The 25307-nt window shown below is 68.6% G+C and carries 23 protein-coding genes; 14 read left to right on the top strand and 9 right to left on the bottom strand.

What is annotated here, in order from left to right; genetic code table 11:
- Positions 1-26: 26 nt before the first annotated feature.
- Positions 27-794 carry a methyltransferase domain-containing protein gene (locus HZS56_RS15060; RefSeq protein ID WP_108988947.1) on the bottom strand — a complete coding sequence of 256 codons (768 nt, stop codon included), beginning with the start codon at positions 792-794 and terminating at the stop codon, positions 27-29.
- On the opposite strand from HZS56_RS15060, the gene HZS56_RS15055 reads away from it, so the two are divergent.
- Entirely contained in the window at positions 793-1254 is a 462-nt protein-coding gene (locus tag HZS56_RS15055) for a MerR family transcriptional regulator (RefSeq protein ID WP_374201151.1), read from the top strand. The genes HZS56_RS15060 and HZS56_RS15055 overlap by 2 nt on opposite strands.
- 221 nt (positions 1255-1475) lie before the next feature.
- Here the strand turns inward: HZS56_RS15055 and HZS56_RS15050 are convergent, their stop codons facing one another.
- The 3 genes from HZS56_RS15050 to resB all read right to left on the bottom strand — a co-directional run bounded on the left by HZS56_RS15050 (position 1476) and on the right by resB (position 6554).
- Positions 1476-3107, bottom strand: a complete 1632-nt coding sequence (locus HZS56_RS15050; RefSeq protein WP_108988948.1) for a multicopper oxidase family protein — start codon at positions 3105-3107, stop codon at positions 1476-1478.
- A 631-nt stretch (positions 3108-3738) separates the two neighbouring features.
- Entirely contained in the window at positions 3739-4821 is a 1083-nt protein-coding gene (gene ccsB, locus HZS56_RS15045; RefSeq protein WP_108988949.1) for a c-type cytochrome biogenesis protein CcsB, read from the bottom strand.
- Positions 4818-6554: a cytochrome c biogenesis protein ResB gene (gene resB, locus HZS56_RS15040; RefSeq protein WP_159106971.1), complete on the bottom strand. Its 1737-nt coding sequence runs from the start codon at positions 6552-6554 to the stop codon at positions 4818-4820. Before resB ends, ccsB begins: the two co-directional genes overlap by 4 nt.
- 147 nt (positions 6555-6701) lie before the next feature.
- Here resB and HZS56_RS15035 point away from each other — a divergent pair, with 147 nt between their 5' ends.
- The 10 genes from HZS56_RS15035 to HZS56_RS14990 all read left to right on the top strand — a co-directional run bounded on the left by HZS56_RS15035 (position 6702) and on the right by HZS56_RS14990 (position 18118).
- Complete coding sequence (locus HZS56_RS15035; RefSeq protein ID WP_216721203.1) at positions 6702-7382, top strand: TlpA family protein disulfide reductase; 681 nt, start codon at positions 6702-6704, stop codon at positions 7380-7382.
- Positions 7379-8155, top strand: coding sequence for a cytochrome c biogenesis CcdA family protein (locus HZS56_RS15030; protein WP_108988952.1), 777 nt, complete (start codon positions 7379-7381; stop codon positions 8153-8155). The genes HZS56_RS15035 and HZS56_RS15030 overlap by 4 nt, the downstream gene beginning before the upstream one ends.
- A gap of 235 nt (positions 8156-8390) precedes the next feature.
- Positions 8391-9248 (top strand): prolipoprotein diacylglyceryl transferase, encoded by an 858-nt coding sequence (gene lgt / locus HZS56_RS15025; RefSeq protein ID WP_108988953.1) that lies wholly within the window; start codon positions 8391-8393, stop codon positions 9246-9248.
- Complete coding sequence (locus tag HZS56_RS15020; protein WP_108988954.1) at positions 9245-9496, top strand: hypothetical protein; 252 nt, start codon at positions 9245-9247, stop codon at positions 9494-9496. The genes lgt and HZS56_RS15020 overlap by 4 nt, the downstream gene beginning before the upstream one ends.
- A gap of 97 nt (positions 9497-9593) precedes the next feature.
- Positions 9594-10913, top strand: a complete 1320-nt coding sequence (locus HZS56_RS38900; protein ID WP_244942113.1) for a M23 family metallopeptidase — start codon at positions 9594-9596, stop codon at positions 10911-10913.
- 832 nt (positions 10914-11745) lie between these two features.
- Positions 11746-12909 (top strand): PLP-dependent cysteine synthase family protein, encoded by a 1164-nt coding sequence (locus HZS56_RS15010; protein WP_108988955.1) that lies wholly within the window; start codon positions 11746-11748, stop codon positions 12907-12909.
- A 212-nt stretch (positions 12910-13121) separates the two neighbouring features.
- On the top strand, positions 13122-13409 hold the full coding sequence (locus tag HZS56_RS15005) for a heavy-metal-associated domain-containing protein (protein WP_108988956.1): 288 nt from the start codon (positions 13122-13124) through the stop codon (positions 13407-13409).
- Positions 13410-13521: 112 nt separating this feature from the next.
- On the top strand, positions 13522-15801 hold the full coding sequence (locus HZS56_RS15000; protein ID WP_108988957.1) for a heavy metal translocating P-type ATPase: 2280 nt from the start codon (positions 13522-13524) through the stop codon (positions 15799-15801).
- A 533-nt stretch (positions 15802-16334) separates the two neighbouring features.
- Positions 16335-17087, top strand: coding sequence for a cytochrome c biogenesis CcdA family protein (locus tag HZS56_RS14995; RefSeq protein ID WP_108988958.1), 753 nt, complete (start codon positions 16335-16337; stop codon positions 17085-17087).
- Between the two features lie 359 nt (positions 17088-17446).
- A complete protein-coding gene (locus tag HZS56_RS14990) occupies positions 17447-18118 on the top strand; it encodes an SCO family protein (RefSeq protein ID WP_108988959.1) in 672 nt (223 codons plus the stop codon).
- Between the two features lie 70 nt (positions 18119-18188).
- Here the strand turns inward: HZS56_RS14990 and HZS56_RS14985 are convergent, their stop codons facing one another.
- Positions 18189-18914 (bottom strand): cation efflux transmembrane domain-containing protein, encoded by a 726-nt coding sequence (locus tag HZS56_RS14985; RefSeq protein ID WP_108988960.1) that lies wholly within the window; start codon positions 18912-18914, stop codon positions 18189-18191.
- The gene (locus tag HZS56_RS14980; protein ID WP_108988961.1) at positions 18914-19249 is read right to left on the bottom strand and encodes an ArsR/SmtB family transcription factor; all 336 of its coding nucleotides are present in this window, start codon (positions 19247-19249) and stop codon (positions 18914-18916) included. The genes HZS56_RS14985 and HZS56_RS14980 overlap by 1 nt, the downstream gene beginning before the upstream one ends.
- Before the next feature lie 265 nt (positions 19250-19514).
- Here HZS56_RS14980 and HZS56_RS14975 point away from each other — a divergent pair, with 265 nt between their 5' ends.
- The 3 genes from HZS56_RS14975 (at position 19515) to HZS56_RS14965 (ending at position 21750) form a co-directional block, all read left to right on the top strand.
- A complete protein-coding gene (locus HZS56_RS14975; RefSeq protein WP_108988962.1) occupies positions 19515-19976 on the top strand; it encodes a DUF6153 family protein in 462 nt (153 codons plus the stop codon).
- 95 nt (positions 19977-20071) lie between these two features.
- A complete protein-coding gene (locus HZS56_RS14970; protein ID WP_108988963.1) occupies positions 20072-20749 on the top strand; it encodes a DUF305 domain-containing protein in 678 nt (225 codons plus the stop codon).
- Positions 20750-20895: 146 nt separating this feature from the next.
- Complete coding sequence (locus tag HZS56_RS14965; RefSeq protein WP_108988964.1) at positions 20896-21750, top strand: F510_1955 family glycosylhydrolase; 855 nt, start codon at positions 20896-20898, stop codon at positions 21748-21750.
- A gap of 266 nt (positions 21751-22016) precedes the next feature.
- On the opposite strand, the gene HZS56_RS14960 is transcribed toward HZS56_RS14965, so the two are convergent.
- The 3 genes from HZS56_RS14960 to HZS56_RS14950 all read right to left on the bottom strand — a co-directional run bounded on the left by HZS56_RS14960 (position 22017) and on the right by HZS56_RS14950 (position 24769).
- Positions 22017-23282, bottom strand: a complete 1266-nt coding sequence (locus HZS56_RS14960; RefSeq protein WP_108988965.1) for an MFS transporter — start codon at positions 23280-23282, stop codon at positions 22017-22019.
- An 81-nt stretch (positions 23283-23363) separates the two neighbouring features.
- Positions 23364-23894 carry a carboxymuconolactone decarboxylase family protein gene (locus HZS56_RS14955; protein ID WP_216721202.1) on the bottom strand — a complete coding sequence of 177 codons (531 nt, stop codon included), beginning with the start codon at positions 23892-23894 and terminating at the stop codon, positions 23364-23366.
- A gap of 20 nt (positions 23895-23914) precedes the next feature.
- Positions 23915-24769: a DUF8832 domain-containing protein gene (locus tag HZS56_RS14950; protein WP_108988967.1), complete on the bottom strand. Its 855-nt coding sequence runs from the start codon at positions 24767-24769 to the stop codon at positions 23915-23917.
- Positions 24770-25307 lie beyond the last annotated feature (538 nt).

Below are 25307 nucleotides of genomic sequence, written 5' to 3'. Positions count from 1 at the left end.
GGATGCTTCTCAAGTACCTCCCCCACTCATCGAGGGGCGGTCCCAGCGGCTACGAACAGCGGTAGCGCCAGGAAGAACCGGTCCGTCTCGGCACGGATGCGCTGCTCGCTGATCCACACGTCAACCCGTTCCCGGCTCACAGCACCGGCCGAGCAGGCGCCCTCGGCCAATCCGGTCACCAAGGGCAGCATCGCCGGTCCGGTGAACACACCGGTGTGGACCTCAACGGCTACCTCAGTGAAGCCTGCCTCCAGCAACAGGTTTCGGTAACGTCGCGCCGCCCGAGGGCCCGGCACCAGGTCGGCCCGGGCGCTCACGACGGCGCGGGTGAGCGCCGGGTCGTCGGAGTCGATCACGTACGTGTCCCAGTCCTGCCCGACCAGCACGATCCGGCCGCCCGGGGCGAGGATCCTGAGCGCTTCGTCCAATGCCCTGGCCGGCTCGCTCAGTTCGTGGAACACCTTGTCCGCCCGGTAGCCGTCTACGGTGGCATCGGCGAACGGCAGCTTGTACGCGTCCGCGATCCGGAGATCCGCCCCGGGCCACCGCTGCCGGGCCACCTCGATCATCCGCTCGTCCGGTTCCACGCCGACGGACCTCATACCGATCTCCGTCATCTCGGCCACGGCTCGCCCCGCGCCGCAACCGACATCCACGGCGGTCCTTCCAGGCGCGACGCCCATCAGCTCGTAGGAGCGGCTGCGCAGCGCGGACGCGCCCGGCAACTGCTCGGCGGCGTCAAGCAGTGTGATGAGCTGGTCCGCCCCGTGTTCGTTTCCCTGTTCCTTGGACATGACCGTCAGGCTGCGCCTTAATGTCGGCATGAAGTCAAGCGGTGAAGACGCGACTCTGAGCATCGGCGACCTCGCAGAGCGGTTCGGCCTGGCCACTCACGTCCTGCGCCACTGGGAGACCATGGGACTGATGTCCCCCGTACGCGACGCCGCCGGCCGCCGTCGCTACGGCACCGCCGATCTCACTCGCGTGGCGGTCATCATTCGCGCCAAGGAAGCGGGGCTCTCCCTCGACACCATCCGCTCACTGGCCACCGCCGTCGAACCTGTCGCACGGCGGGTCATCCTCCGCCAGGAGGCCGAGGCCCTGCGATCGCGCATCGCCGCTGCCCAGGCTTCGCTCGAGCTCATCGAATGCGCTCTGGAGTGCGACCACGAAGACTTCACCCTGTGCTCGAACTTCCGGCAGATGATCGCCGAACGCCTCGGACCCGACGTTCCGGTCAGCCTTCCTACGTGAACGTGATCAGACGCTGCAATCACCGAAGCGGATCGCCCGTCGCGCGCGAGCAAGATCTCAGCAGTGGTCAGGACGTCCGTTCGGCCTTCTCCGTCAGCAGGCTGCCGAAGTTCCCGGCCGTGTTGAACCCGGGCGCGGCACCGAAACGGCGTGAGCGCGCGCACCCGCGCCTGTGGTCCGTTCCGGAACGGTCGTGGCACCGCCCCGGAACGGACCTGTGGTCACGCCTCGTAGGCCACCAGCGCCATCATCCCGGCCTCACCGTGGTAGGCGTTGTGGCAGTGCAGCATCCACTGCCCGGGATTGTCGGCGTCGAAGAAGACGGACACGGTCTTCTTCGGCAGCACGATCGTGGTGTCCTTGCGCGGGCCGCCGGTACCGAGTTGGTAGGTGTGGCCGTGCAGGTGCAGGGGGTGCCACATGTCGGTGCTGTTGACGAAGTCGAGGCGGACCCGCTCCCCCTTCCTGACGCGCAGAGGACTCGAGGCAGGGTTCTTCATGTCGAAGCGCTTGCCGTTGATGCCCCAGTCGTACTTGTCCATGCCACCGGTCAGTTCGACGCGGTGGACGCGGTCGGCCTTCTTCGTCTCCAGCCGGACGTCGTCCGCCGCCTTCAGCTGTGCGGCGGTCATGATCATGCCGTTCAGCTCCTTCGGGCGGTCCGTGGGCTTCGGAATTCCGCCGGAGCCCGTGCGGATCACCGCCATCCCGCTCGCGTCCTTGCCCTCGGCGAGCGCGACGAGTGGAAACGTGCCGTCGGCGAGAGTCACCAGGACGTCGTAGCGCTCGCCCATACCGAGCAGCAGGGCATCGACCTCCTGGTGCTGGACCGGGAAACCGTCGGTGTGGGTGATGGTCATCCTGTGGCCACCGAGCGCTACCCGGTACGCCGTGTCGCCGCCCGCGTTGATGATGCGGAGACGAACACGCTTGCCGGGCTTGCCGGTGTAGACGTCGGGGTCCGTCGGTACGCGTCCGTTGATCAGGTGGTGCGGGTACTTGACGTCGCCCGCGTCGCCGCCGAGCAGCTCACTCTCGGCGCCCATGAACATGAACTTCATCGACATGCCGCCGGAGGAGGCGGAGGGGGACGGACTCGCCCCGTCCATGCTCCCTCCGCTCATGTCCATCCCGTCCATGTCGCTCATGTCGTGCCCGCCTGAGGAGGAGCTGGACGACGACTCGCCGGAACCCCCGCCCATGTGCATCCCACCCATCCCCTGCTTGAGCTCGGCGAAGGCCTCATCGGGTGTGCCTGTCACACCGTCCAGCCAGTCGTCGAGGACGAGGACCCACTCATCGTCGTACGAGAGCGGCTCCTTGGGATCCTCGACGATCAGCGGGGCGTACAGGCCGCGGTCGAGCTGGACGCCGACGTGGGGGTGGAAGAAGTACGTGCCGGGGAGGTCGGTGATGAACCGGTAGGTGAAGTTGGAGCCGGCGCGTACGGCGGTCTGCGTGACCGGAGGCACGCCGTCCATGTCGTTGCGCAACGCGAGACCGTGCCAGTGGATGGACGTGGCGGTCCTGTCCGGCAGCTGGTTGGACAGCTCGGCGGCGAGCGTGTCGCCCACGGAGAGGCGGAGCTCCTTGCCGGGCGTCTGACCGCTGAAAGCCCAGGTCTTGGCCCTGGTCCCGCCGCCGAGATCGACCGTGGTGGGGGCGGCCGTCAGGTTGACGTTGTGCACCCGGCCGGTGCCGCGGCGCTTCTTCTCTGCCGCGACCACGGCTGAGCCCGAGGGGCTGACCAGAGCGGGGGAACCGCCGGACCCGTTGCTGCACGCGGCGAGCGCACCGGCACCGGCCACGCCGAGCCCGGCCAGCAGGACAGAGCGACGGTTGATGCTGTTCATGATGGAAGTCCTCTTCTCGATGTGCGTCGATCAGGTGGGCGCTGCGGGCGGCACCTCGCGTTCAGGTGGAGAACGCGGTGGTTGCCCGTGAAGAAGCGGCCTAGATCAGCAATCGGGAAAGGACGGAGAGGTCGGGCGGAGCACGATGGGACACACCCGTGGGAACACCTGTGTGTACCCCATAAGCGGTGTCGGCCCCGTCAATTGCCGATACGCCAGGCGGCGGGGCGAACTTCGCAGTGCTGACATCCCCGGCCGAGCAGTGCCACATGGCCGGGCCCGCGCAGGCGGGGGCGCCACCCGTGCCGGTGGCCGGTGCGGCTGCCTGCTGCACTGCCCCGTGCCCGGACATCGGGGGTTGCACGGTCATCGCCGCGGACCCGTGACTCATGCCAGACATCGAGCTCATGGAGTTCGTGGCGGCCGGCCCCATGACAGTGGTGTCATGGTGAATAAGCAGAGCGACGGCGGCGAGCAACGCCAGAACAGCGCCCCAGGCACCGCGCACTGCGCTGCCACGAGGGATGCCCCACCGGTTCGCCACTGCGGTCATCGCCTTCCGTATCTGCTTCGTTTGGTGGCCGGAGCGGCCACTGTACCCCGGAGGGGTATGGACGATGTTAAGGGACGCCTACTTGGTCGGCAGCCCACCGTAGGAGTGCAATCCCGTAATGAAGATATTCACGCCGTAGTAATTGAAGACGAACGTACTGAAAGCAATCAGCCCGAGGCAGGCGGCGCGGCGTCCCTTCCAGCCGGCCGTGGCACGGGCGTGCAGGTACGCCGCGTAGGCAACCCACGTGATGAAGGCCCAGGTCTCCTTCGGGTCCCAGCCCCAGTAGCGGCCCCACGCAGCCTCGGCCCACACGGCACCCGCGATGACGGCGAAGGTCCACAACGGGAATACCAGGACGTTGAGCCGGTAGGAGAGCTTGTCCAGCGACCCCGCTGAGGGCAGACGCCCCCACACCGTCGCCAGGCGTCCGCCGGCCCGGCCCTTCGCCACCGCCGCCTCCCATCGGTCACGGCCGATGAACAGCAAAGTGACGACCGCCCCGATGTGGAAGACGCCACCGGAGACGATGGCGGCGGAGACGTGGATCCACAGCCAGTAGGAGTGCAGCGCGGGCACGAGCTGGGCACTGTCGACGTACAGAATCGTCACAGCCAGGCCGAGGGTCAGCAGGACCGACAGCAGGATCGGCACAGCCAGCCAGCGGACATTCTTGCGCAGGGCCAGGACGGCCAAGTAGGCGCCGACGGCTGCGAGGGCGAAAGCGGTGGAGAACTCGTACATGTTTCCCCACGGAGGACGTGCCACGGACAGGCCGCGGGTCACGATCGAGCCGGCGTGCAGCACGAACGCCAACAAGGTGAGTGAGACGGAAGTCCGGCCGAGCACATCGGCGCGCGGGCTGTCGCCGGCCGCGCCGTGGCCGCCCGGCGGCGCCTTGCGTCGGACCGTCGTGCTGGTAGGGACCAGCACGGAGGTACTGCCGGGGGTGGTGCCGCCGACCGGAGCGGATGGCTCATCGTCTCGTGCGACGGACCCTGCGGGGTCCGTCGCTGAGGCGCGGGCAATCCTGCCCGTGTTGCCGAAGGCCCACTCGGCGCAGGCTGCGAGGAAGGCCATCAGGTACACAGCGATCGCCGAGTACATGAGCCAGTTGGAGAGCTGGGCCAGCGTCTGGTCCGCGAGAGAGTTGGAATTCACGGGCGTTCCTGAGTGCGGGAGTTGGAGGTGTCGTGACACGCTGCGAGGGTCCGGACGCGAAGTTCGGCGGCGATCTCGCCGACCTCCTCGCCGAGGCGGTCGGATGAGCCGCGCTCCAGCCCCGCGACCTCGATCTCGATGCCGGAGCTGGTATCGGTGCCGGTGTGCGGGCGGACACGTACCCACACGCGGCGGCGGCGTACGAACAGAGAGGCGCACAGTCCGGCGCCCATGGCGACCGAGCTCCACAGCGCCGTGCCGTTGCTGGGGTCACGGGCGACCTGGAAGCCGGCCCACTGCCGGATGCCGTCGAAGCTGAGCGAGCCGGCGCCGTCCGGCAGCGTCATCCTGTCGCCTGGGCGCAGGGCCTTGGCGTAGGGGGTGCCATCAGCGTTCCGGAACTGAGTCGCCCGCTCGGTGTCGAGCTGGTAGACGTTCTGCGGGATCCCGCTGTTCATGCCGAGGTCGCCGTGGTAGGCCGTCAGGACGAGGACCGGGTCGTCGGGGGCAGGGAAGGTGGACACCCAGCCGTTCGCATCGAGTTGCACGGTGGGCAGGAAGAGGCCGGTGAAACCGAGCTGGTCGGGTCTGCCCTTGGCGTCCACCGCGTCCGGGGCCTTGACCACACCCACCGAGCGCAGGTTGTTGTCCTGGGGCAGGAAGGCGACCGGCCCTTTCCATGCCACGTCACCCTTGCCGTCACGAACGGTGACGACGGGAGCGTAGCCGTGGCTGACGAGGAAGACCTTGGTGCCGTTCACTTCGAGCGGTTCGTTGACCCGTACGCGGGCGTCACGCGGGGTGGCACCCTCGGCTGCGGTGTAGCTGATGCGGGCCTCAAAGGCACTGGCGGTGCCACGCTGCGGGCCAGTGGGCTGGTAGGCGGCGTGGAAGCTCTTGAGGCGGAAGGAGAACGGTTCGAGGTCGTCGCCGGTGGCCAGCGTGCCGGGCGTGAAGTCGTCGTACTGGGTGCTTGTGTTGGTAAAGCCGTCACCCTGCAGGATCAGCTTCTGGCCGGTGGTGCCGAACAGGTTGCCGATCGCCAGAGCGACCAGCATCCCGAACAGCGCGAGGTGGAAGACCAGATTCCCGGCCTCGCGCAGGTACCCCTTCTCGGCCGCCACCCAGCCATCGCCGCCGGGTCCGGCAGCGACGCGGAACCGGCGACCGCGTAGGACGTCGACGGCCGCGCGCAACGCGTCGTCGGCGTCGGCTGCCGGAGCAATCCAGTACGTATGTTCCGGCAACCGGGACAGGACGCGGGGTGCGGTCGGCGGGTGGGCGCGCAGAGCGCGCAAGTACTGCCCGCAACGCGGCACGATGCACCCGGCCAGTGAGACGAACAGCAGCAGGTAGACGGCGGCGAACCACGGCGTGGCGAAGACGTTGAAGACGCCCAGCGTGTCCAGCACATTCGACAGGTCCGGGTTGTTCCGACGGAAGTCCGCTGCCTGCGCGGGCTGGCGTTCCTGCTGGGGCACCAGGGAACCGGGCACGGCCGCCAGGGCGAGCAGGAGCAGCAGCACCAGAGCCGTCCGCATCGAGGTCAGCGAACGCCACAGCCAGCGCAGCCAGCCGACCGGTCCGAGTCGCGGCCCGTCCGCAGAGGCGCCCGGTGCGATCGGCGCGTTGTTCGCCTCCAGTTCGTCGGCCGCGGTCCCGAGGCTGGTACCACCGCACCCCTTCTTCTGCGTGACAGAACTCGCAGGGCTACGAATTTCCTTAGCAGTCACGCGACGAGTGTGGCACAGCAAGCCGGTTGCACTTCAGGGCACCCCGGCCGTTACCGCTTTCAGATCTACGCCTAACCTGCTTAGACGGTTACCAGGCCCACTCATGCCTCACGGAACCGAATCCATGAGAAGCTAAGGAGCACCGCCATGGCAGCAGCGCCGCCACGCACCGATCGGCGTTCCGTTCCGCCGGCGCGGCGGAACGCGGCAGGGCGGAGCCATCGCTTCACACGGTCTCTCCGCGTCTGGCGTGCCGTCGCCCTGGCCGCCGCCGCGGGCCTGACCCTGGCGTCATGCGGTTCCGGCGACGGGTCGGGGGCATCGACTGCCTCCTCGCAGCGCGAGAAGTCCGGGTTCACCCAGTACCCAGTTGGCGAACGGCCCGCCGCTCCCGCCATCAGCGGCGAGCTGGTCGGCGGCGGGACGCTCGATCTGGCCGACTGGCGCGGCGACGTCGTTGTGATCAACGTATGGGGTTCATGGTGCGCGCCCTGCCGGGCAGAGGCTCCCGCGCTTAAGAAGATCTCCGATGCGACCCGGAAACTCGGCGTGCGGTTCGTCGGCTTCAACACCCGGGACAACGACTCGGCTGCCATGGCCTTCGAGCGCAACTACGAGATCACCTATCCCAGCCTCCGCGACCGTGACGGTCGACTGGTTCTGCGCTTCGACGGCCTGGTCCCCGTTTCAGCGGTACCCAGCACCGTACTCATCGACCGATCCGGGCGCATCGCCGCCCGGATCATCGGACCGACGACCTACGACACGCTCAACACGGTGGTCCGGGAACTGGCCGCCGAGCAGCCGGACAAGGGAGCGGGCGCATGACTCTGGTCGCCGGCATCGGCGAGACAGTGACGGCCGGTCCGTTGCTGCTCGCCCTTCTCCTGGCGCTCGCCGCCGGGCTCCTGTCGTTCTTCTCCCCCTGCTGCCTGCCGCTGGTACCCGGATATCTGTCCTACGTGGCCGGGATGACGGGCGCGACCGCTTCCGGGCCGACGGATGGGCGGAGTTCCCGCTGGAGGGTGACAGTGGGTGGACTGTTGTTCGTCACCGGGTTCGCGGTGGTGTTCACCAGCTACGGTGCGCTGTTCGGCGGCGCCGGCGCCGCATTGCTGGTGCACCAGCGCACGCTGACCGTCGTACTCGGCGCCTTCACCGTCATTCTCGGACTGCTCTTCGCCGGCGTGCTCGAACGGCTGCCACTCAGCGGGCTCAGCTGGCGCCCGGCCTATCGACCGCGCGCCGGGCTGCTGGGTGCGCCTGTACTGGGGGCGCTGTTCGCGATCGGGTGGACGCCGTGCATCGGCCCCACACTCGCCGCCGTCCTGACGCTGGCCGCCGACAGCGCGAGCGCGGGGCGCGGGGCTCTGCTGTCGTTCACCTACAGTCTTGGCCTGGGCGTGCCATTCCTGGTCGCGGCTTTTTCCTTCAGCGGCGCGGTACGGCGGTTCGCCTTCGCGCGACGGCATGCCCGCGCAGTGATGCGCTTCGGCGGGGCTCTGCTCGTAGTCGTGGGCGTGATGCAGATCACCGGCTGGTGGGGAGAACTGATCGCGAGCATGCAATCACTGGTGACCGGGTTCGAGCTTCCCCTGTAGCCCTGCGCCAGTGACCGGCTGCTCTACACCCATGAGGTGACGCGTCCGGGGCAGTGCAGGACCCGGAGGTGACCGGGCCGCAGGGAACGCTGCCGACCACCGAGCCCGCACACACTGACGAAGCTCTGGCGCCTGTTGCTATGAACCAATGCCGTGGTGTCCGATTCACGACCGCGCCGGAACACAACCGATTCTTTGCTAAGTGACTTAGCAGCATCTGCCTATACTGCGAGACATGCAGCTCGCCTACCTGCCCAGTCCGCCGACCGGAGTCGTCAATCTGGGTCCCATCCCGCTCAGGGGCTACGCCTTCTGCATCATCATCGGCATCTTCGTGGCCGTCTGGCTCACCTCCCGACGCTGGCAGGGACGCGGCGGCGACAGGTACCTCGTCGCCGATGTAGCGATGTGGGCTGTACCGTTCGGCGTCGTCGGCGGTCGGCTCTACCACGTGATCACGGACTACCAGCTGTACTTCGGTGAGGGCCGTGACTGGGTCGACGCCTTCAAGATCTGGGAGGGCGGACTCGGCATCTGGGGCGCCGTCGCATTCGGCGCACTGGGCGCCTGGATCGGCTGCCGCCGGCACGGCGTACCGTTGCCCGCCTTCGCCGACGCGGCCGCTCCCGGCCTCGCCCTGGCCCAGGCGATCGGCCGCTGGGGCAACTGGTTCAACCAGGAGCTGTACGGCAGAGCGACCACCCTGCCCTGGGCCGTGGAGATCGACCCCGAGAACCGACCGGCGAGCAGCCCGCACGTGGCGACGTACCACCCCACGTTTCTGTACGAGTCCCTGTGGAACATCGGTGTCGCTCTGCTGGTCATCTGGGCCGACCGCCGCTTCAAGCTGGGCCACGGCAGAGCTTTCGCGCTGTACGTCGCCGCCTACACCGCCGGTCGCTTCTGGATCGAGTATCTGCGCATCGACGAGGCCCACCACCTCCTCGGGCTACGCCTGAACGACTGGACCTCGATCCTTCTCTTCACCGCGGCTGTTGCCTACTTCGCGATCTCGGCGCGGCAACACCCCGGCCGGGAGGAACTGTCCACTCCCGACGCATCGGCCGCACAGGAGCAGAAGAAGACGGCATGAAGAACACCAAGAAGACCAAGCGACCGCAGACCAAGATCGGCCGCCTGCACACCCGCTCCGCGCCGTCCCGGATCTTCGGCTGGACCCTGCTGTGGCTCAGCCTGCTAGTGATCGTGCTCAACTGGATCGAGGAGTTCAGCGACCTCAATGTCCTCCCCGGCGGCCACTCCGTCCTGTATTTGGTGGGCGGGATCGTGGGCGCCGCCCTTGGCGCGTGGCGGGCCGGAATCTTCGACGCACGGTCGTAGTACCGCGCATTACGTGCACTAACCACCGTAGTAGTTTGGCTGTATGTAGGGGCTGGACGCTTCCCCCGTCCCAGTGTCCGAGGCGAGAGAAGAACCGGTGACCGACGAGGAGTACCCCTTCCAGGACGCGATACCAGCCACCCAAGTGCCGAGCGCCTGGCCTGGAATTGGCACCGACCACAGGCACCCGGGCTTCGGGCCCAGTGGCATCACGGAGCTGTCGCACGTCCAAGCCGACCGATGGGGCCACGCCCACGGTGATGTCCCTCTGTACAGCACCGAATCGAGTATCTGGGAGCACGGCTCCGCGCCGCGCCACGGTGCGGATGACGCAGGGCAACTGCATGCCGACGGCGGTTCCGAGGAGTGGCAGAGCGAAACGACCGTTCATCCCGACGGCGACTACAGCATGTGGAGCTCTCCGGCCGCTGCAAGGCCGTCCGAGTGGGAGGCGGTGCCGCATGCGGGCAGCGGCTCGTTCCTCGACGTACCCGCCCTCCAAGAACCAGACCACTCCCCCGATCGCCAGCCGTCGCCCGGTGAGTTCGACACCTTCCTTACCGCCGACGGCATCGACCGCGGCCCGGCAGACGCCCCCCAGCCGGAAGGCTCTCGGGACGCCCAGCGCGTAGATGCACTCACGCCGGCACCGCGCCGCGCCGATCTCCGCACCCGGCGGGCTTCGACCCGGCGATCAGCATTCTTCAGCGTCACCGCCCCCTCGGTCGCTTTCCTGGGAATATCCGGCTTCGCCGCGGTCTCCGTCGGACTCGGCGACCCGACCGGAGAGACGGTGCAGGCCGGTGCTGACGCAACCCCGGCCGCCGCGCCGCCAAGCCCCGGTATCGCAGTGGACGCACGACTCAACCAACTCCCGGAAGACGCCCGAGACTTCGCCGACCGCGTCAGTCGGACCCAGGAACGGCTCGACCTGGAGCAGCGGCGGCTGGAGGAGCAGGAGCGCAGGCGGGAGGAAGCGGCCAGAAAGAAGGCCGAAGCAGCCCGTCAAGAGGCACTTCGGCCGAAGTTCGCTCTGCCGGTCGCGCAGCGCGGGGTGGGTGAGCTGTTTGGAGCGGCCGGCTCGATGTGGTCCAACCGGCACACGGGGCTCGACTTCCCGGTTCCCATGAACACGCCAGTAATGGCGGTGACGGACGGCACCGTCCAGACGAAGTGGCATCAGTTCTACGGAAACATGGTCATCGTGACCGCACCCGACGGCACGCAGACCTGGTACTGCCACCTCGCCTCCGCCAGGACCCGCTCGGGCCACGTCAAGGCCGGCCAGGTCATCGCCTACGCCGGCAGCTCCGGAAACTCCTCCGGCCCCCACCTGCACTTGGAAGTACGCCCGGGCGGAGGCGCTCCTGTCGACCCGCTGACGTGGCTGCGCAACCACGGTCTCGACCCGACGTAGCAAAGCGAACCCGGCCGGATCAAAGTCCGGCGAAGTCGTCGCCCGGTCAGCCGACGACTTCACTCCGCCGGACGAGCCGCGTTGCCGGAACTTCACAGCATCACACCAGGTCGATGCGACCCGACTGACACGCACCTTTACTCGCACCACCCGGGATGCGGCGCATCCTGAGCACGACCCCTCGCCCACACTTACCGCACATGTGCGATTACCTTTTGTGCTCATGAAGGCCCGCACCCTACGGCGCAGCGGCCGCTCCTGGTCATCGACCGGAGCGGTCCTCTCCGTGCTGCTGGCCGCGCTCCTCCACGTGCTTGCGTGCGCCCACGGTGTGAAGCCGATAGCGACGGACCACGCGCACAACGTCGTCTCCGCGTCTGTCGTGCACCACAACACGTACGCCGTCGATCGCGCACAGGGGGACCACAGGCACGCGTCCGCCGTACCGCAGGAAGCACACCTCACGGCTGAGGAACCCCCCGGGCATGGGCACGGGTGCTGCTTGGACGAGGACGAACCGACGGCGCATCCAACGCGTACGACCGTCCCAGCGCCCGATTCGGATGCCCACACCCTGCAGTCCCGTCCGGCTGACGCGACCCCGCCCCTCAGGCAAAGCGAGGCGCCGGCCTTCGAGCCTTCCGGCGCAGCTCACGGAGGACAGTCACGATCCCGCCTCGGCGTGTGGCGGACCTGACCGGCACTTAAGCCTCCCCGGGGGTCGGCGAGCGCTGTCTCGCCCACCTCTGTGGCGGCCACCGGTCAGCCACTCCCCCACAACCTCATGACGGCCGGAGCCAGTTGGGTCCGCCGGCCGCGGAAGAGGCACGCCATGAACTACGTGGTCCCACTCACCGTCCCGTCGTCACCCGCCCAGCTCCCCGCTCACGCGAAACGCCCAGCCCATTCGCCCGCCGGACTCGTCGGGGACACCCCGGTGCTGTGGATCGGAGAACCCTTCGCCACCGCTGGACGGGGCTTCTGGGCCAAGCTGGAGAGTCACAACCCCGGCGGCATTAAGGACCGCAGCGCCCTCCACATGGTGCTAGCCGCCCAGGAACGCGGAGATCTGCAGCCGGGCGCCCGCATCGTGGAGTCCACCTCCGGCACGCTCGGGCTCGGCCTGGCCCTCGCGGGCGCGGTATATGGCCACCCGGTCACCGTCGTCACCGACCCCGGCATGGAACCGCTGGTGGCCGGCCTGCTCACCGCGTACGGGGCCCAGGTCGATGTCGTCACAACGCCACATGCGACCGGGGGCTGGCAGCAGGCCCGCCTTCGGCGCGTGCAGGAGGTTCTCGCTGCGTGCCCGGGCGCCTGGTGCCCCGACCAGTACAACAACCCGGACAACGTCGCCGCGTACGCCCCTCTCGCCCACGAACTCGTCGCTCAGCTGGGGCGGATCGACACCCTTGTGGTGGCGGTGGGCACCGGCGGCCACTCCGCCGGCATCGCCTCGGTTCTTCGTGGATTCCTTCCGGGGCTGCGGGTCGTCGGCGTGGACAGCACCGGTTCGACGATCTTCGGTCAGCCCGCCGCGCCTCGCCTCATGCGGGGCCTGGGCAGCAGTATCCATCCTCGTAACGTCGCCTACGACCTCTTCGACGAGGTTCACTGGGTCGCCGCCCCGGAGGCCGTCTGGGCAGCGCGACAGCTGGCACACCACCACTACGCCACCGGAGGCTGGAGCGTCGGAGCCGTCGCCCTCGTGGCCCGCTGGTTGGCCCGCACCCTGCCGGCCGAGGAGCGTGTCGTCGCCGTCTTCCCCGATGGGCCCCAGCGCTACGTCGGCACCGTCTTCGACGACAGGTACTGCCTCGCCAACCAGCTCCTCGGCCACCTCCCCGCCGAGGCTCCGGACGAGATCGGCCATCCTCACGACCGGGTCGTGTCCCGATGGACGCGCTGTACCCGGGTGGTCGACCCGCTCGCGTCCACCGGCGCCACCAACGCTCCCTTGTTCGCCAAGGGCGGCCCAATGACGTACGCGCGATGACAGAGACGCAGGGCCGCGTCACGGCCTGCCGCGACTGAGGGATGCACTCCGCTCTCAGCCGGCGCACCTGCCATGTGGCTTCCCTCACAGGAGACCCCGAGCAAGAAATACCCTAGGGGGGTATAGTGTTCTCTGTCGTGCGAGGGATGCGGAATCCGATAGCGCCCCTCACGGCAGAGACCGACACACGCACCCCACCCGAGGAAGAAGCCATGACCGATCAGAACAACTCAGGCTCGTGCTGTGGTTCCTGCGGCACCGGCACCACGTCCGGTGTCCAGGACGTCGGCGTCACCACCGTCTACAAGGTGTCCGGCATGACCTGCGGCCACTGTGAGGGCGCCGTATCCAAGGAGATTTCGGCCCTCGACGGCGTCACCGCGGTCTCGGCGGTCGCCAAGACGGGTGAGGTGACCGTCACCTCCGCCACCCCGCTCGACGAGCAGGCCGTACGAGCCGCCGTCGACGAGGCCGGGTACGAGCTCATCGGCAAGGACTGACGCCCGTCCCGGGCCCCGCGCCGGCAATACCCGCATTCCCCTTCCGCGTCGGGAAGTACCGCTCCGCTCACACGGACGCGGTACGCCCCGGCAGTTCCCAGGAGTGACGTCCATGAGCAGCACGGCTCCGGAGAAGACCACTTCCGCGACGGCGCCGCCGCCCAGCGCGGAGGTCGAGCTTTCCATCGGCGGCATGACCTGCGCCTCGTGCGCGGCCCGCATCGAGAAGAAGCTCAACCGCATGGACGGCGTCACCGCGACGGTCAACTTCGCCACCGAGAAGGCGAAGGTCGCGTACGGCGGAGAGATCCAGGTTGCCGACCTCATCGCCACCGTCGAGAAGACCGGGTACACGGCCGAGGAGCCACCCCCTCCCGCTTCGCCTTCCGAGAGTGGGTCCGAGACCGTCCAGGTGACGGCGGACGGTGAGTTGCTCTCACTGCGTCAGCGCCTGTTCGTGTCGCTCGCACTCTCAGTGCCCGTCGTTCTGATGGCGATGGTCCCAGCTTTGCAGTTCGACAACTGGCAGTGGTTGTCGCTGACGCTGGCGGCCCCCGTCGTGGTCTGGGGTGCGTTCCCCTTCCACAAGGCCGCCTTCACCAACGCCCGACACGGTGCCGCGACCATGGACACGCTGGTGTCCATAGGTACGCTCGCCGCGCTGGGCTGGTCATTGTGGGCGCTGTTCTTCGGGCACGCCGGGATGCCGGGCATGCGGCACGGATTCGAGTTCACCATCTCCCGCTCGGACGGCTCCTCCTCCATCTACCTGGAGGCCGCGGCCGGCGTGACCGCACTCATCCTCGCCGGGCGCTACCTGGAGGCGAAGTCGAAGCGCAAGGCGGGCGCGGCTCTGCGAAGCCTGCTGGAGCTGGGTGCCAAGGACGTCGCCGTACTGCGCTCCGGTACGGAAGTACGGATTCCGGTATCCCAGTTGGCGGTTGGCGACCGGTTCGTCGTACGGCCCGGGGAGAAGGTCGCCACCGACGGCACCGTCGTCGAGGGCAGCTCGGCCGTCGACGCCTCCATGCTGACCGGCGAGTCGGTGCCGACGGACGTGACCGTTGGGGATGCCGTCACCGGAGCGACCGTGAACGCCGGTGGACGGCTGGTCGTCGAGGCTACGCGAATCGGTGCGGACACCCAGCTCGCGCGGATGGCGAGGTTGGTCGAGGACGCGCAGAACGGCAAGGCGGCGGTTCAGCGCCTGGCCGACCGCATCTCCGCCGTGTTCGTCCCCGCAGTCATCCTTGTCGCACTGGGCACGCTCCTGACCTGGCTGTTCATGACCGGGGACCCGGCTGCGGCGTTCACCGCGGCCGTCGCAGTTCTGATCATCGCCTGCCCCTGTGCACTGGGGCTCGCCACACCGACCGCGCTGATGGTCGGCACCGGGCGCGGCGCCCAGCTCGGCATCCTCATCAAGGGCCCCGAAGTCCTGGAATCCACCCGCCGTGTCGACACCGTCGTCCTCGACAAGACCGGCACGGTGACCACCGGCCGCATGAGCCTCCAGGATGTCTATGTCGCCGAGGGCGTCCAAGAGGCAGAACTTCTGCGACTCGTCGGCGCCTTGGAGCACGCCTCGGAGCACCCGATCGCCCAGGCAATCGCCGTAGGAGCGATCGAACAGGTGGGCAGCCTGCCCGTACCGGAGAACTTCGAAAATGTCGCCGGCCTCGGTGTGCAAGGCGTGGTCGACGGGCACGCGGTGCTGGTCGGCCGCGAGAAACTCCTCACCGAGTGGGCTATCGGGCTGCCCCGTGAACTGGCCGAGGCCAAAGTGGCTGCGGAGGCCGAGGGGCGCACTGCGGTTGCTGTCGCCTGGGACGGCGAGGCCCGCGGTGTTGTCACGGTCGCCGACGCGGTCAAGGAGACCAGCGCCGAAGCAATCGCCGAGTTGCGGCGGCTGGGGCTGAAGCCGGTATTGCTGACCGGAGACAATCAGCGCGTCGCCGAGTCGGTGGCGCGGGCAGTCGGAATCGACGAAGTGATCGCTGAGGTCCTCCCCCAGGACAAGGTGGACGTGGTCAAGCGGTTGCAGTCAGAGGGCCGAACGGTGGCCATGGTCGGCGACGGCGTCAACGACGCCGCCGCGCTCGCCACCGCCGACCTGGGACTGGCCATGGGCACCGGCACGGACGCGGCGATCGAGGCCGGCGACCTGACGTTGGTGCGCGGGGACCTGCGGGTCGCCGCGGACGCGATCCGGCTGTCCCGGAAGACCCTCGCGACCATCAAGGGCAACCTCTTCTGGGCCTTCGGCTACAACGTCGCCGCGCTGCCGCTCGCGGCGGCCGGAATGCTCAACCCGATGATCGCCGGAGCGGCGATGGCCTTCTCCTCGGTCTTCGTCGTCACCAACAGCCTCCGCCTGCGGTCCTTCAAGTAGTCCGACTCGGTTTGGCCTCACTCACCACGCAGGTCGGCGTTTGAACGACGGACCACCGAACAGCACGAGAACGATGTACCGGCCGACGGCCTGCCGAGCCCCCTGGGGTCCGGCAGGCCGTCGGCGCACACCCGGCGAATCAACGGCTCAGCGATAGAACGAGAGAGGTGTACCGATGAGCCAGACGTCACGAACAGACACGCTTCGAAAGATGATCCAGCATCCGGTGGTACGGATGACGGCCGCTGCTCTGCTCCAAGCCGTGGCGACCCACCTCGCGCAGAAGGGCGCCGCCGGCTCGTCTCGCCCGGAAGCGTGTGCCCCGCCCCGCCAACAGGACACCCTCCCCGAAAACCCGACGGGATGACTCGAGGGACAGCGGCATACCTCTGCTGGGGTGGTCGGTGTGGTAGGGGCGAGGTCAGGCTCAGTAGCAACGTCCGTTAGCTTGTTGCTTCGGGTATGCCACGGCCTCCCCCGCTTCCCTGTCGCTGCCCGTGCGATCGAGGCCCTGTACGAAGGAGTGTCGAGCCATGCTGGTGGCTGCCGGACTTGAGTCCACCGTGCTGACCGGCTCGGTGCTGCTGGCCATCCCGATCGCCGCCCTGGCAGGGCTGGTGTCGTTCTTCTCCCCATGCGTGCTACCGCTCGTGCCCGGCTACCTGTCCTATGTCACCGGGGTCAGCGGCGCGGACCTCGCCGACGTACGCCGAGGCCGAATCCTCGCCGGCACTTTGCTGTTCCTGGCCGGGTTCACGGGGGTGTTCGTCTCCTTCGGCGCCGCGTTCGGCTACGCGGGCAACACTTTGATGGAACACCAGGACCTGCTGATCCGGGTGCTGGGTGGCCTGACGATCGTGATGGGCCTGTCGTTCATGGGCGTACTGCCGGGAATGAGCCGGGAATGGCGCCTGCACCGGCGTCCGGCCGTCGGCCTGGCCGGGGCGCCGATGCTGGGGGTGCTGTTCGGCCTGGGCTGGACGCCGTGCATCGGCCCGACCCTGGCCGCCGTGCAAGCGCTGGCGTTCAGCGAGGCCAGTGCCTCCCGCGGCGCCCTGCTGACCGTGGCCTACTGCCTCGGACTCGGAGTGCCCTTCCTGGTCGCTGGCCTCGCCTTCCGCAAGGCCCTCGGAGTCTTCACCTGGGTCAAGGCCCACTACCAGTGGGTCATGCGCATCGGCGGCGGCATGATGATCGCGACCGGGCTGCTCATGGTCACCGGGGTGTGGAGCGCCATGATCAGCCAGATGCAGTCCTGGACGGCCGACTACACCATTGGCATCTGAGCTGTACACCCACCCGGAAAACGAGGGATTTCGACGTGAGTGACGTGCGCGGGGACGACGCCGGCGACCTCCTGTACCGGGAACTGCCCGTGGCGGAGTTCACCCACGGCCGCAGGGCCTGGGGGCCAGTGTCGAATAACGTTGTGCGGATGCCGGTTGACCTCCTCGTCGACCAGACCCGGAAGTCTCCCACCACCTGCACGCCACGCACCTGGCCGCCTCCCGCCGCGACGGGCGACTGGCGATGTACCGCCTCACCGACCGCGGCCAACACCTCACGCAAGCCGTCCTCGCCCCCGTCCTGGCCGCCACCGCGCCCGCGCCCGAGCCCGAGTCCGAAGAGAACTGAGAAGCCGACCATGCAGCACCGCACGCGTCCGATCCGCCTGACCGCCGCCGCTCTCGCCACCGCCGCCGCGATGCTCCTGGCCGGCTGCGGCGCCTCCGAAGAGCACCACGCCGACGGGGAGCCCGCAGCCGTGGTCTCCCAGGCGGACAACTCCCCCTACCGGGGCACCGCGCTGGACAGCGGCTTCACCAAGCCCGACCTGGTACTCACCGACACCGCCGGCAAGCCGTTCGATCTGCGCAAGCAGACCGCCGGCAAGACGACGCTGATGTTCTTCGGCTACACCAACTGCCCTGACGTGTGCCCCACCACCATGGGCGACATCTCCCTCGCCCTGTCCAAGCAGCCGAAGACGGTCAAGGACAGCGTGGAAGTCGTCTTCATCACCACCGACCCCGAGCGCGACACCCCGAAGAGTCTGGGCAAGTGGCTCAAGACGTTCGGGCCGAACTTCACCGGCCTGTCCGGTGACCTGGACAAGGTGAAGAAGGCCGCGTTCACCCTCGGCATCTCCGTCGAGGAGCCCAAGAAGCACCACGACGGTACCGTCACCTCCGACCACGGCGCCCAGGTCGCCGCCTTCCTGCCCGCCGACGACATGGCCCACGTCGTTTACACCGCCGGCACCACCAGCGACGACTACGCCCACGACCTGCCGCTGCTCGTCAAGAGCACCCGCTGACCACGAGAAAAGGGCTCCGCCTCCCGCATCACGCGGGGCCGGAGCCCTTCTCTCGTTCGGCCGATGCCGGTCAGCAGCAGTCGCAGCCCGGGCCGCAGCTGCCGCAGGCGTCCGACTCGACCTTGCCCGCACCGGCGCTTACGGCAGTGGTGTTGGGAGCGCAACAGCCCTTGCCCTGCCACGCCTCGATGCCCTCCTTGACCGCGATGGCGGCGATGACGAGGGCGGCGATCGGGTCGGCCCAGGACCAGCCGAGGGTGGCGTTGAGGACCAGGCCGACCAGCAGCACGGCGGACAGGTAGGTGCACAGCAGGGTCTGCTTGGAGTCCGCGACCGCCGAGGCGGAGCCGAGTTCGCGCCCGGCCTTGCGCTGGGCGTGGGACAGGAACGGCATGATCGCCAGGGATAGGGCGGCGATGACGATGCCGGGTATGGAGCGCTCGGCCTCGCCCGTGCCGGCCAGCGCGCGGACGGCGTCGAAGGAGACGTAGGCGGCGAGCGCGAAGAAGGAGACGGCGATGATCCGCAGGGTGACCTTCTCGCGGGCTTCGCGCAGGTCGTGGTCGCGGGCGGAGAACTGCCAGGCGACCGCGGCGGCCGAGGAGACCTCGATGACCGAATCCAGGCCGAAACCGATCAGCGCGGTGGAGGAAGCCATGGTGCCGGCGGTGATGGCGACGACCGCCTCGATCACGTTGTAGGTGATCGTCGCGGCCACCAACAGACGTATGCGCTTGGCCAGGACGTCACGGCGGGCCGGGGACGGGCCGAGGGACAGGGAGATGTCCGTTGTCATCAGCAGCAGCCCTTTTCGTCGGCGTCCACGCAGGTCCTGTCGGCCTCGACGGCGACCACGGCGGTGCGCAGGTCGTCCAGCGCGTGTCCCAACCGCTCGTCCGCCAGCTCGTAGCGCACCCGGCGTCCCTCCGGCACGGCGACGACCAATCCGCAGTCCCGCAGACAGGCCAGATGGTTCGACAGCCGGGTGCGGGAGATCTCCAGCAGGTCGGCCAGCGCGGCCGGGTGGGCCGGCTCCTCGCGCAGCGCGAGCAGGATGCGACAGCGGATCGGGTCGGCCAGCGCCCGCCCGAACCGGGTCAACGCGTCAAGGTCGGTGGCAAGACTCAGCATAGATGACACGATACACACATTCGTGAATTCACAACACCTTGAACCATAAGGGCTCCAGCGGCTCTCCGCCGCACCCATACGTCACCACCGTGCTCGACGGAGCCCCTCACCAGGTCCGAGACGGCCGTCCCCTCCGAACGCAGTGACAGCTTTCAACGATCCGCCGGTAATCTCCGTTCGGGCGTACCTCTCGCGCCGTGACCCGCGTCCGTTCGGTACTGTCGGATGGACCGATGTTCAACGGTCAGGAACGGAGTTTTGCGGAATGCGGCCGAGCCGACATGCACGCGCGGGAGGAGCCCTAGGGCACCTACTGCTCGTCGTCGTGCTCGCGTTCGGCGTTCTCACGATGCACACCTTGGGGCATCCCGACGACTCCTCCGGTTCCGGCATGAGCACCACATCCCACATGTCGGCGATGGACGGCACCTCAACAGCTCACGACGCCGTGAGCCCGCTCGCCCTGACGAACACCGAGCCGGTCGGCCATGCGGCGGATCCATCGGACGCGTCACCTACGCACGCCCCCGGTGCGGCGATGGACATGCTCTCGTTGTGCGTGGCGGTCCTGTTCAGCGCATGGATGCTCCTCACGCTGCTGAAGTCCGCTTTCGCCAGACATCGCGAGTGGTTGGCACGGCTCCTCGCCCAGGTCGCCGCCGTGCTGCGACCGAATCCACCCCCACGCTGCCCCGATCTCACCCAGTTGTCGGTCCTGCGGCTGTAGGCCGAACCGCACTCGCGTGCGCACACACGTGCGATCCCGCGACTCCGCGTACGGCAAAACAGCACCCGAAACCGACACAAAAGGTGACTCGAACCATGACTGCCTTCACTCGCGCTGCTCTGCGCCGCAAGCCCGCCCGTCGCCTCGCCGCAGTGGGCCTCGTCGCCGCCGGCTCCCTGTTCCTCGCCGCCTGCGGTGGTGACGGCGACGACATGAGCGGTATGGATCACGGCAGCAACAACAGCTCGGCTTCCGCGACGGCCACCGGCCAGGCCGCCGGGAGCGCGGAACAGGGGAAGGACTTCAATGACGCGGACGTCACGTTCGCTCAGATGATGATCCCGCACCACGAGCAGGCCCTGGAGATGGCGAAGCTGGCCGACGGCCGCGCTTCCGACGCCGAGGTCAAGGACATCGCACAAAAGATCGAGAACGCACAGGACCCGGAAATCAAGACGATGAAGGGCTGGCTGGAGTCCTGGGGGAAGCCGACCGAGATGGAGTCCATGCCCGGCATGGACCATGGAGGCCACGGCAGCGGCGACGGCATGATGTCCGAGGCGGACATGGACGAACTCAAGGGCATGAAGGGCACCGAGTTCGACAAGGCGTTCGCCGAAATGATGATCGAGCACCACAACGGCGCGATCAGCATGGCCAAGGACGAACAGAAGAACGGCAAGTTCGCCGACGCCAAGAAGATGGCCGACGACATCGTCAAGGGCCAGTCCGCCGAGGTGGAGCAGCTCCAGAGCATCCTCGACCGACTCTGAGTCGGGCGACGCGGCCGCACAGTCGATCCCGCGTCGCGCCATCGACCACCCGGTTCCGACTCCGGGCCCGGGTGGTCGTTCCTCCCCGGCGCGCCGGTCTCTGCACACGGCGCGCCGCGCCCGCACAACTTCTCCTTCGAGGACCTATGAACTCGCGCCTTGCCGCCGCGGCAGCCCTCGCCGCCGCGCTCACGCTCACCCTGACCGCATGCTCCGGCGACGAGGCCGATACGGATGCCTCCGCACCCGGTGTCACGGTGAGCCACATCCATGGGCTCGGTCTGGACCCCTCCGACCAGCGTCTGTACGTTGCGACGCACGAGGGCGTCTACACCCCCGACGCCCAGGGAAAGCCGACCCTGGTGGGTGACAGCAAAGACGACTTCATGGGCTTCACGGTGGCCGGGCCCAAGACCTTCTACGCCAGCGGCCACCCCACCACCGGTGGCAACAAAGGACTGATCAAGAGCACTGACGCGGGCAAGACCTGGAAGTCTCTGTCCCTCTCCGGCAAGTCCGACTTCCACGCGCTCGACTACGTCCATGACACCGTTTACGGCTACGATTCCACCGGCGGCCTGTTGCGTACCAGCAAGGACGGCAAGACCTGGAAAGACGGGGCAAGCGTCCAGGCCCTCGACATCACGGTCAGCCCCGAGGATCCTGGCCTCCTCCTCGCCACCACCGCCGAGGGAGTCGCACGCAGCACGGACAGCGGCAAAACCTTCACCGCCGGTCAGCAGCCGATGATGGCGTTCCTGTCCTGGCCGACGAAGGACGCCCTGTACGGCATCGACACTGCCGGCACGCTGCACCGCAGCACCGACGGAGGGACCACGTGGCGGCAGACTGGCACGGTCCCAGGGGGGCAGCCCCAGGCCCTCACCGCCGCAGGAACCGATCACATCCTGGCTGCTACACAGACCGGGGTGTACGAGTCGAAGGACGGCGGCAAGACCTTCACGAGGCGTCTGGACGTCGGAGTCAGCGGCGAAAACTGATCGTCACCAGCTGAGTTCTGCAGCCATGACCGCTTGTACGCCGGTCCGCAGCCGACGTCCAGACCCGCTTCCGAGGGCACGACCTTGGAGGGGCCGGGACGTCGGCTGAGTGCGGCCGATCACCCACGGCGGCCGTATGACACGCAGGTCCTCGACGCTCGCCCTCTGGGCATGGAGTCCGGATCTGCGGGCTGCAGACGCTGAAGAGCGGGGTTCCCTCCGCACCACGGGGACGGGGAGTCGACGCCGCCGCGTTAGAGCTGAGCTCAGGCGGCCTTGGCCAGGCTGGAGCGGTCCTTCGCCGGTGCGCCGGACACTGGGCCGGTGACCGGCACCGGGGTGTCGTAGCGCGGCCACAGCAGGAGGGCGCCGGCCGCTCCCGCCCCGGCAAGGACCGCGAGGACGGACCAGGCGAGGGTGAGGCCGGCTGCCGTGCCGATCCAGCCCGCGACGGGGTAGGTGATCAGCCAGGCCAGGTGCGACAGGGAGAACTGGGCGGCGAACGCCTCGGGGATCGCGTTCCGGGCGACTGAGGCGCGCAGCACCTTGCCGGTCGGCGTGATGATCAGCGCCATGCCGACGCCGATCGCGCTCCAGATCACCGCCGTGCCGGCCCAGGTGGCGATTCCCGTCGCGACCAGCGTCACCGCGGCACCCGTGGCGCCGACGAGGACTGCGGCGCCGGTCGTCATCACGGTGCGGGCGGCGACCCGGTCGAGGACACGCGGCAGCACGAGGGCGGCCACCAGCGTGCCGGTTCCGGAGGCGGCGAGCATCCAGGCGACGTCCGACTGCGAGCCGCCGAGCCCGTCACGGACAAGGTTGACGGTGTTGACGACGACAATCGACCCGGCCGCCGCGACCACGAGGTTGAGCGCCATGAGCCCGCGCAGTCTCGGCGTGCGGAGGAAGGTCCTGATCCCCGCCGCCGCCTTGTCCCACGCCCTGGTGTGGGCGCTCGGCCGGGCATCCGGGACGCGCGCCGACAGAACGAGGAGAGCGGAGAGGAGGAATCCGGCGGAGGTGCCGAGGAACAGCCGGTCGAAACTCAGGAACGCAAGGGCGACGGCCGCCAGCACCGGGCTGAGCAGGCTCTCCATGGTGGAGGCGACCTGGGACGCCGACAAGGCGCGCGTGTAGGCGGACTCGTCGGTGACGATGTCGGGGATGACTGCCTGGTACGTCGGCGTGAACGCCGCGGAGGCGGCCTGCAGCAGGCCGATCAGGACGTAGACGTGCCAGACCTCGGTAACCAGCGGCAACGCGAGGACCACCGCGCCGCGAACCACGTCGAGGAGGACGAGGAGCGTTCGTCTGGGGAGCCGGTCGACGTACGCGGCGGCCAACGGGGCGATGACCACGTACATGACCATCTTGATGGTGAGGGCCGTGCCGAGGACCATGCCGGCGTTCGGACCGGCTAGGTCGTAGGCGAGCAGGCCGAGGGCCACCGTCGTCAGCCCGGTGCCGAACAGGGCGATGACCTGGGCGCCGAACAGGCGGCGGTAGTCGCGGAGGGCGAACAGACGCATGGCGGTTTCCTTCCGTGTCCATGCGGCGGGGCACGGCTCCGGGACGGAGGCCGTGCCCCGCGGGTACAGGCGGGGAGATCTCTATGCACGGGCGGTGCTCTCCGGGGTGAGACCGGCGAGCAGGTTGAAGGCGCCGGTGAGGAGGTTGAGCGCGACGACGCCCACGACGTCGGAAATCGCGCGGTCGCTGAAGCCGTGCTCGCGCAAGGCGGCGACCTGGTCGTCGGTGATCGACGCGGGCGCCCGGTAGACCTGGAGGGCGAGGGCGACGACCGCGGCGATCGCGGGATCGGCCGAGGTGCCGGCGCGGGCCCGCTCGATCTCCTCCTCCTCCACGCCCAGGGTGCGGGCGGCATGGATGTGCGCGTCGAGGCAGAGTCCGCAGCCCTGCTGGGCCTGGACGGCGACCGAGACTCGCTCGCTGATCCGGCGGTCCAGCTTGGCCCGGCCCATGGCGCGGCTGAGTTGGAGGTAGCCACCGAGCACGGCGGGGGAATGCGCCATCGTGGCGACCATGTCACCGACCTGGCCGTGGCGGGAGACCAGGTCGGCGAGGAGGTCGCGCGAGGCGCCGACCGCCGTGTCGGGTGTGAGGGGGTTCAGGCGAGGCATGACGCTCCTTACGTTCACAGTCAGAGGTGGGCGTAGTGCGTCGGGTGGCCGTGCCGGTGGCCCTCGTGCGCGGGCTCGGCGGCCGCGCCGGTCTGGGCGGCGTGGGCGGTTTGGGCCGCGTGGGGGTTGTGGGCGGCCCGCACAGTGAACTCGGCGGTACGGACAACGCCGGCGTGCCGGAAGTCCAGGTACAGCCGGTAGGTGCCGGGGGTGGGCGCGACGGCCAGGAAGGTGATGCCGGGGCCCGAGGCGGTGGTGCCGTCACCGGGCTCGCCCTCCGGGTGGACGTGCAGATAACCCAGGTCGCCGACCCGCAGGGCGACGAGGTGCCCGTATGCGGCGAGGTAGGGTTGCAGGTCGGTAACGGGACGGCCGTCGCGGCTGACGGTGAGGGTCAGCTCGCTCGCCTCGTCGGGCACGAGCGCGCCGTCGAGGGCGACGGTGTACTCGCCGACCCTCGCGACGCCGGTGGCCTCGGGCAACGGGCGGGGCTCGTACACCCCGGCGACCGCGGCGTCGATCCCGAGCGTCAGGGTTCCGTCGTGGCCGGCCGGGTGGACGTCGGCGAAGAACCTCCAGTCGCCAGGCGTCAGGTCCAGTTCGACGCTCCAGTCGCCCTTCTCGTCACGCACAGGGTGGACGTGCTGGAACCCGGCCGTGTCCCGCCGCACGGCGATGAAGTGCAGTTCCTTCTCGTGCTCGGCCACGAAATCGGTCACCGCCCGCCCGTCGGGACCGACGACCCGGAAGCGCACCGGCTGCACCCCTGCGGCGAGGACAGCCGACTCGAGCTCCAGGGTGTACCCACTCTGCGACACCGACAGCCCGCCGGGCTGGGCTGCACCGTGTCCGCCGTGATCGGAGTGATTCCGCATGCCCTCTCCCAAGAAATAGAAGCGCCTACCGAAGCCGCCCGTTCAGGGCGCTGACGGCGACTATATACCCCCCGGGGGTATATAGAAACCCCTCTTGCGCGCCCACCGCATAGGCTTCACCACGCCACCGCGAGGATCACCGCTACAGCGCTGAGACCGCCGGGTGCACGAATTACGGAACCGAGTCCTGGCATCTCTCGGCAGCGGACTGGTTTCACGGGCTGATGCGGCATGATCCGCACGCGCTCACGGACCCATAGAACTGCCCTATCGAACCCCGCCCCTCGACCGGTTGGGCTCGGACGCTTCTAGCGCCAAATTGGAATCAGGCCACAAGACGATCGAAGGATGGGTGGCCACTCGCAGAAGCGCGCCGCCGCCCGGTGCCCCGGTCGTATGCCACGACCCGGGCACCGGGCGGGAACTCGAAGTCACCGCGCAGCGGACCATTCCGTATGACGGCGTGAGCCGGAGACCGCACGTAGTGTGCCTGGACGTCGGCCGGGCTGCAGCACGTACTATGTCGCTTAGGTTTTGG

Origin of the sequence: Streptomyces mayonensis (genome assembly GCF_018982965.1) — a bacterium.
GTDB classification, from domain to species: domain Bacteria; phylum Actinomycetota; class Actinomycetes; order Streptomycetales; family Streptomycetaceae; genus Streptomyces; species Streptomyces mayonensis.
This window is presented reverse-complemented; position numbering and strand designations above follow the sequence as displayed.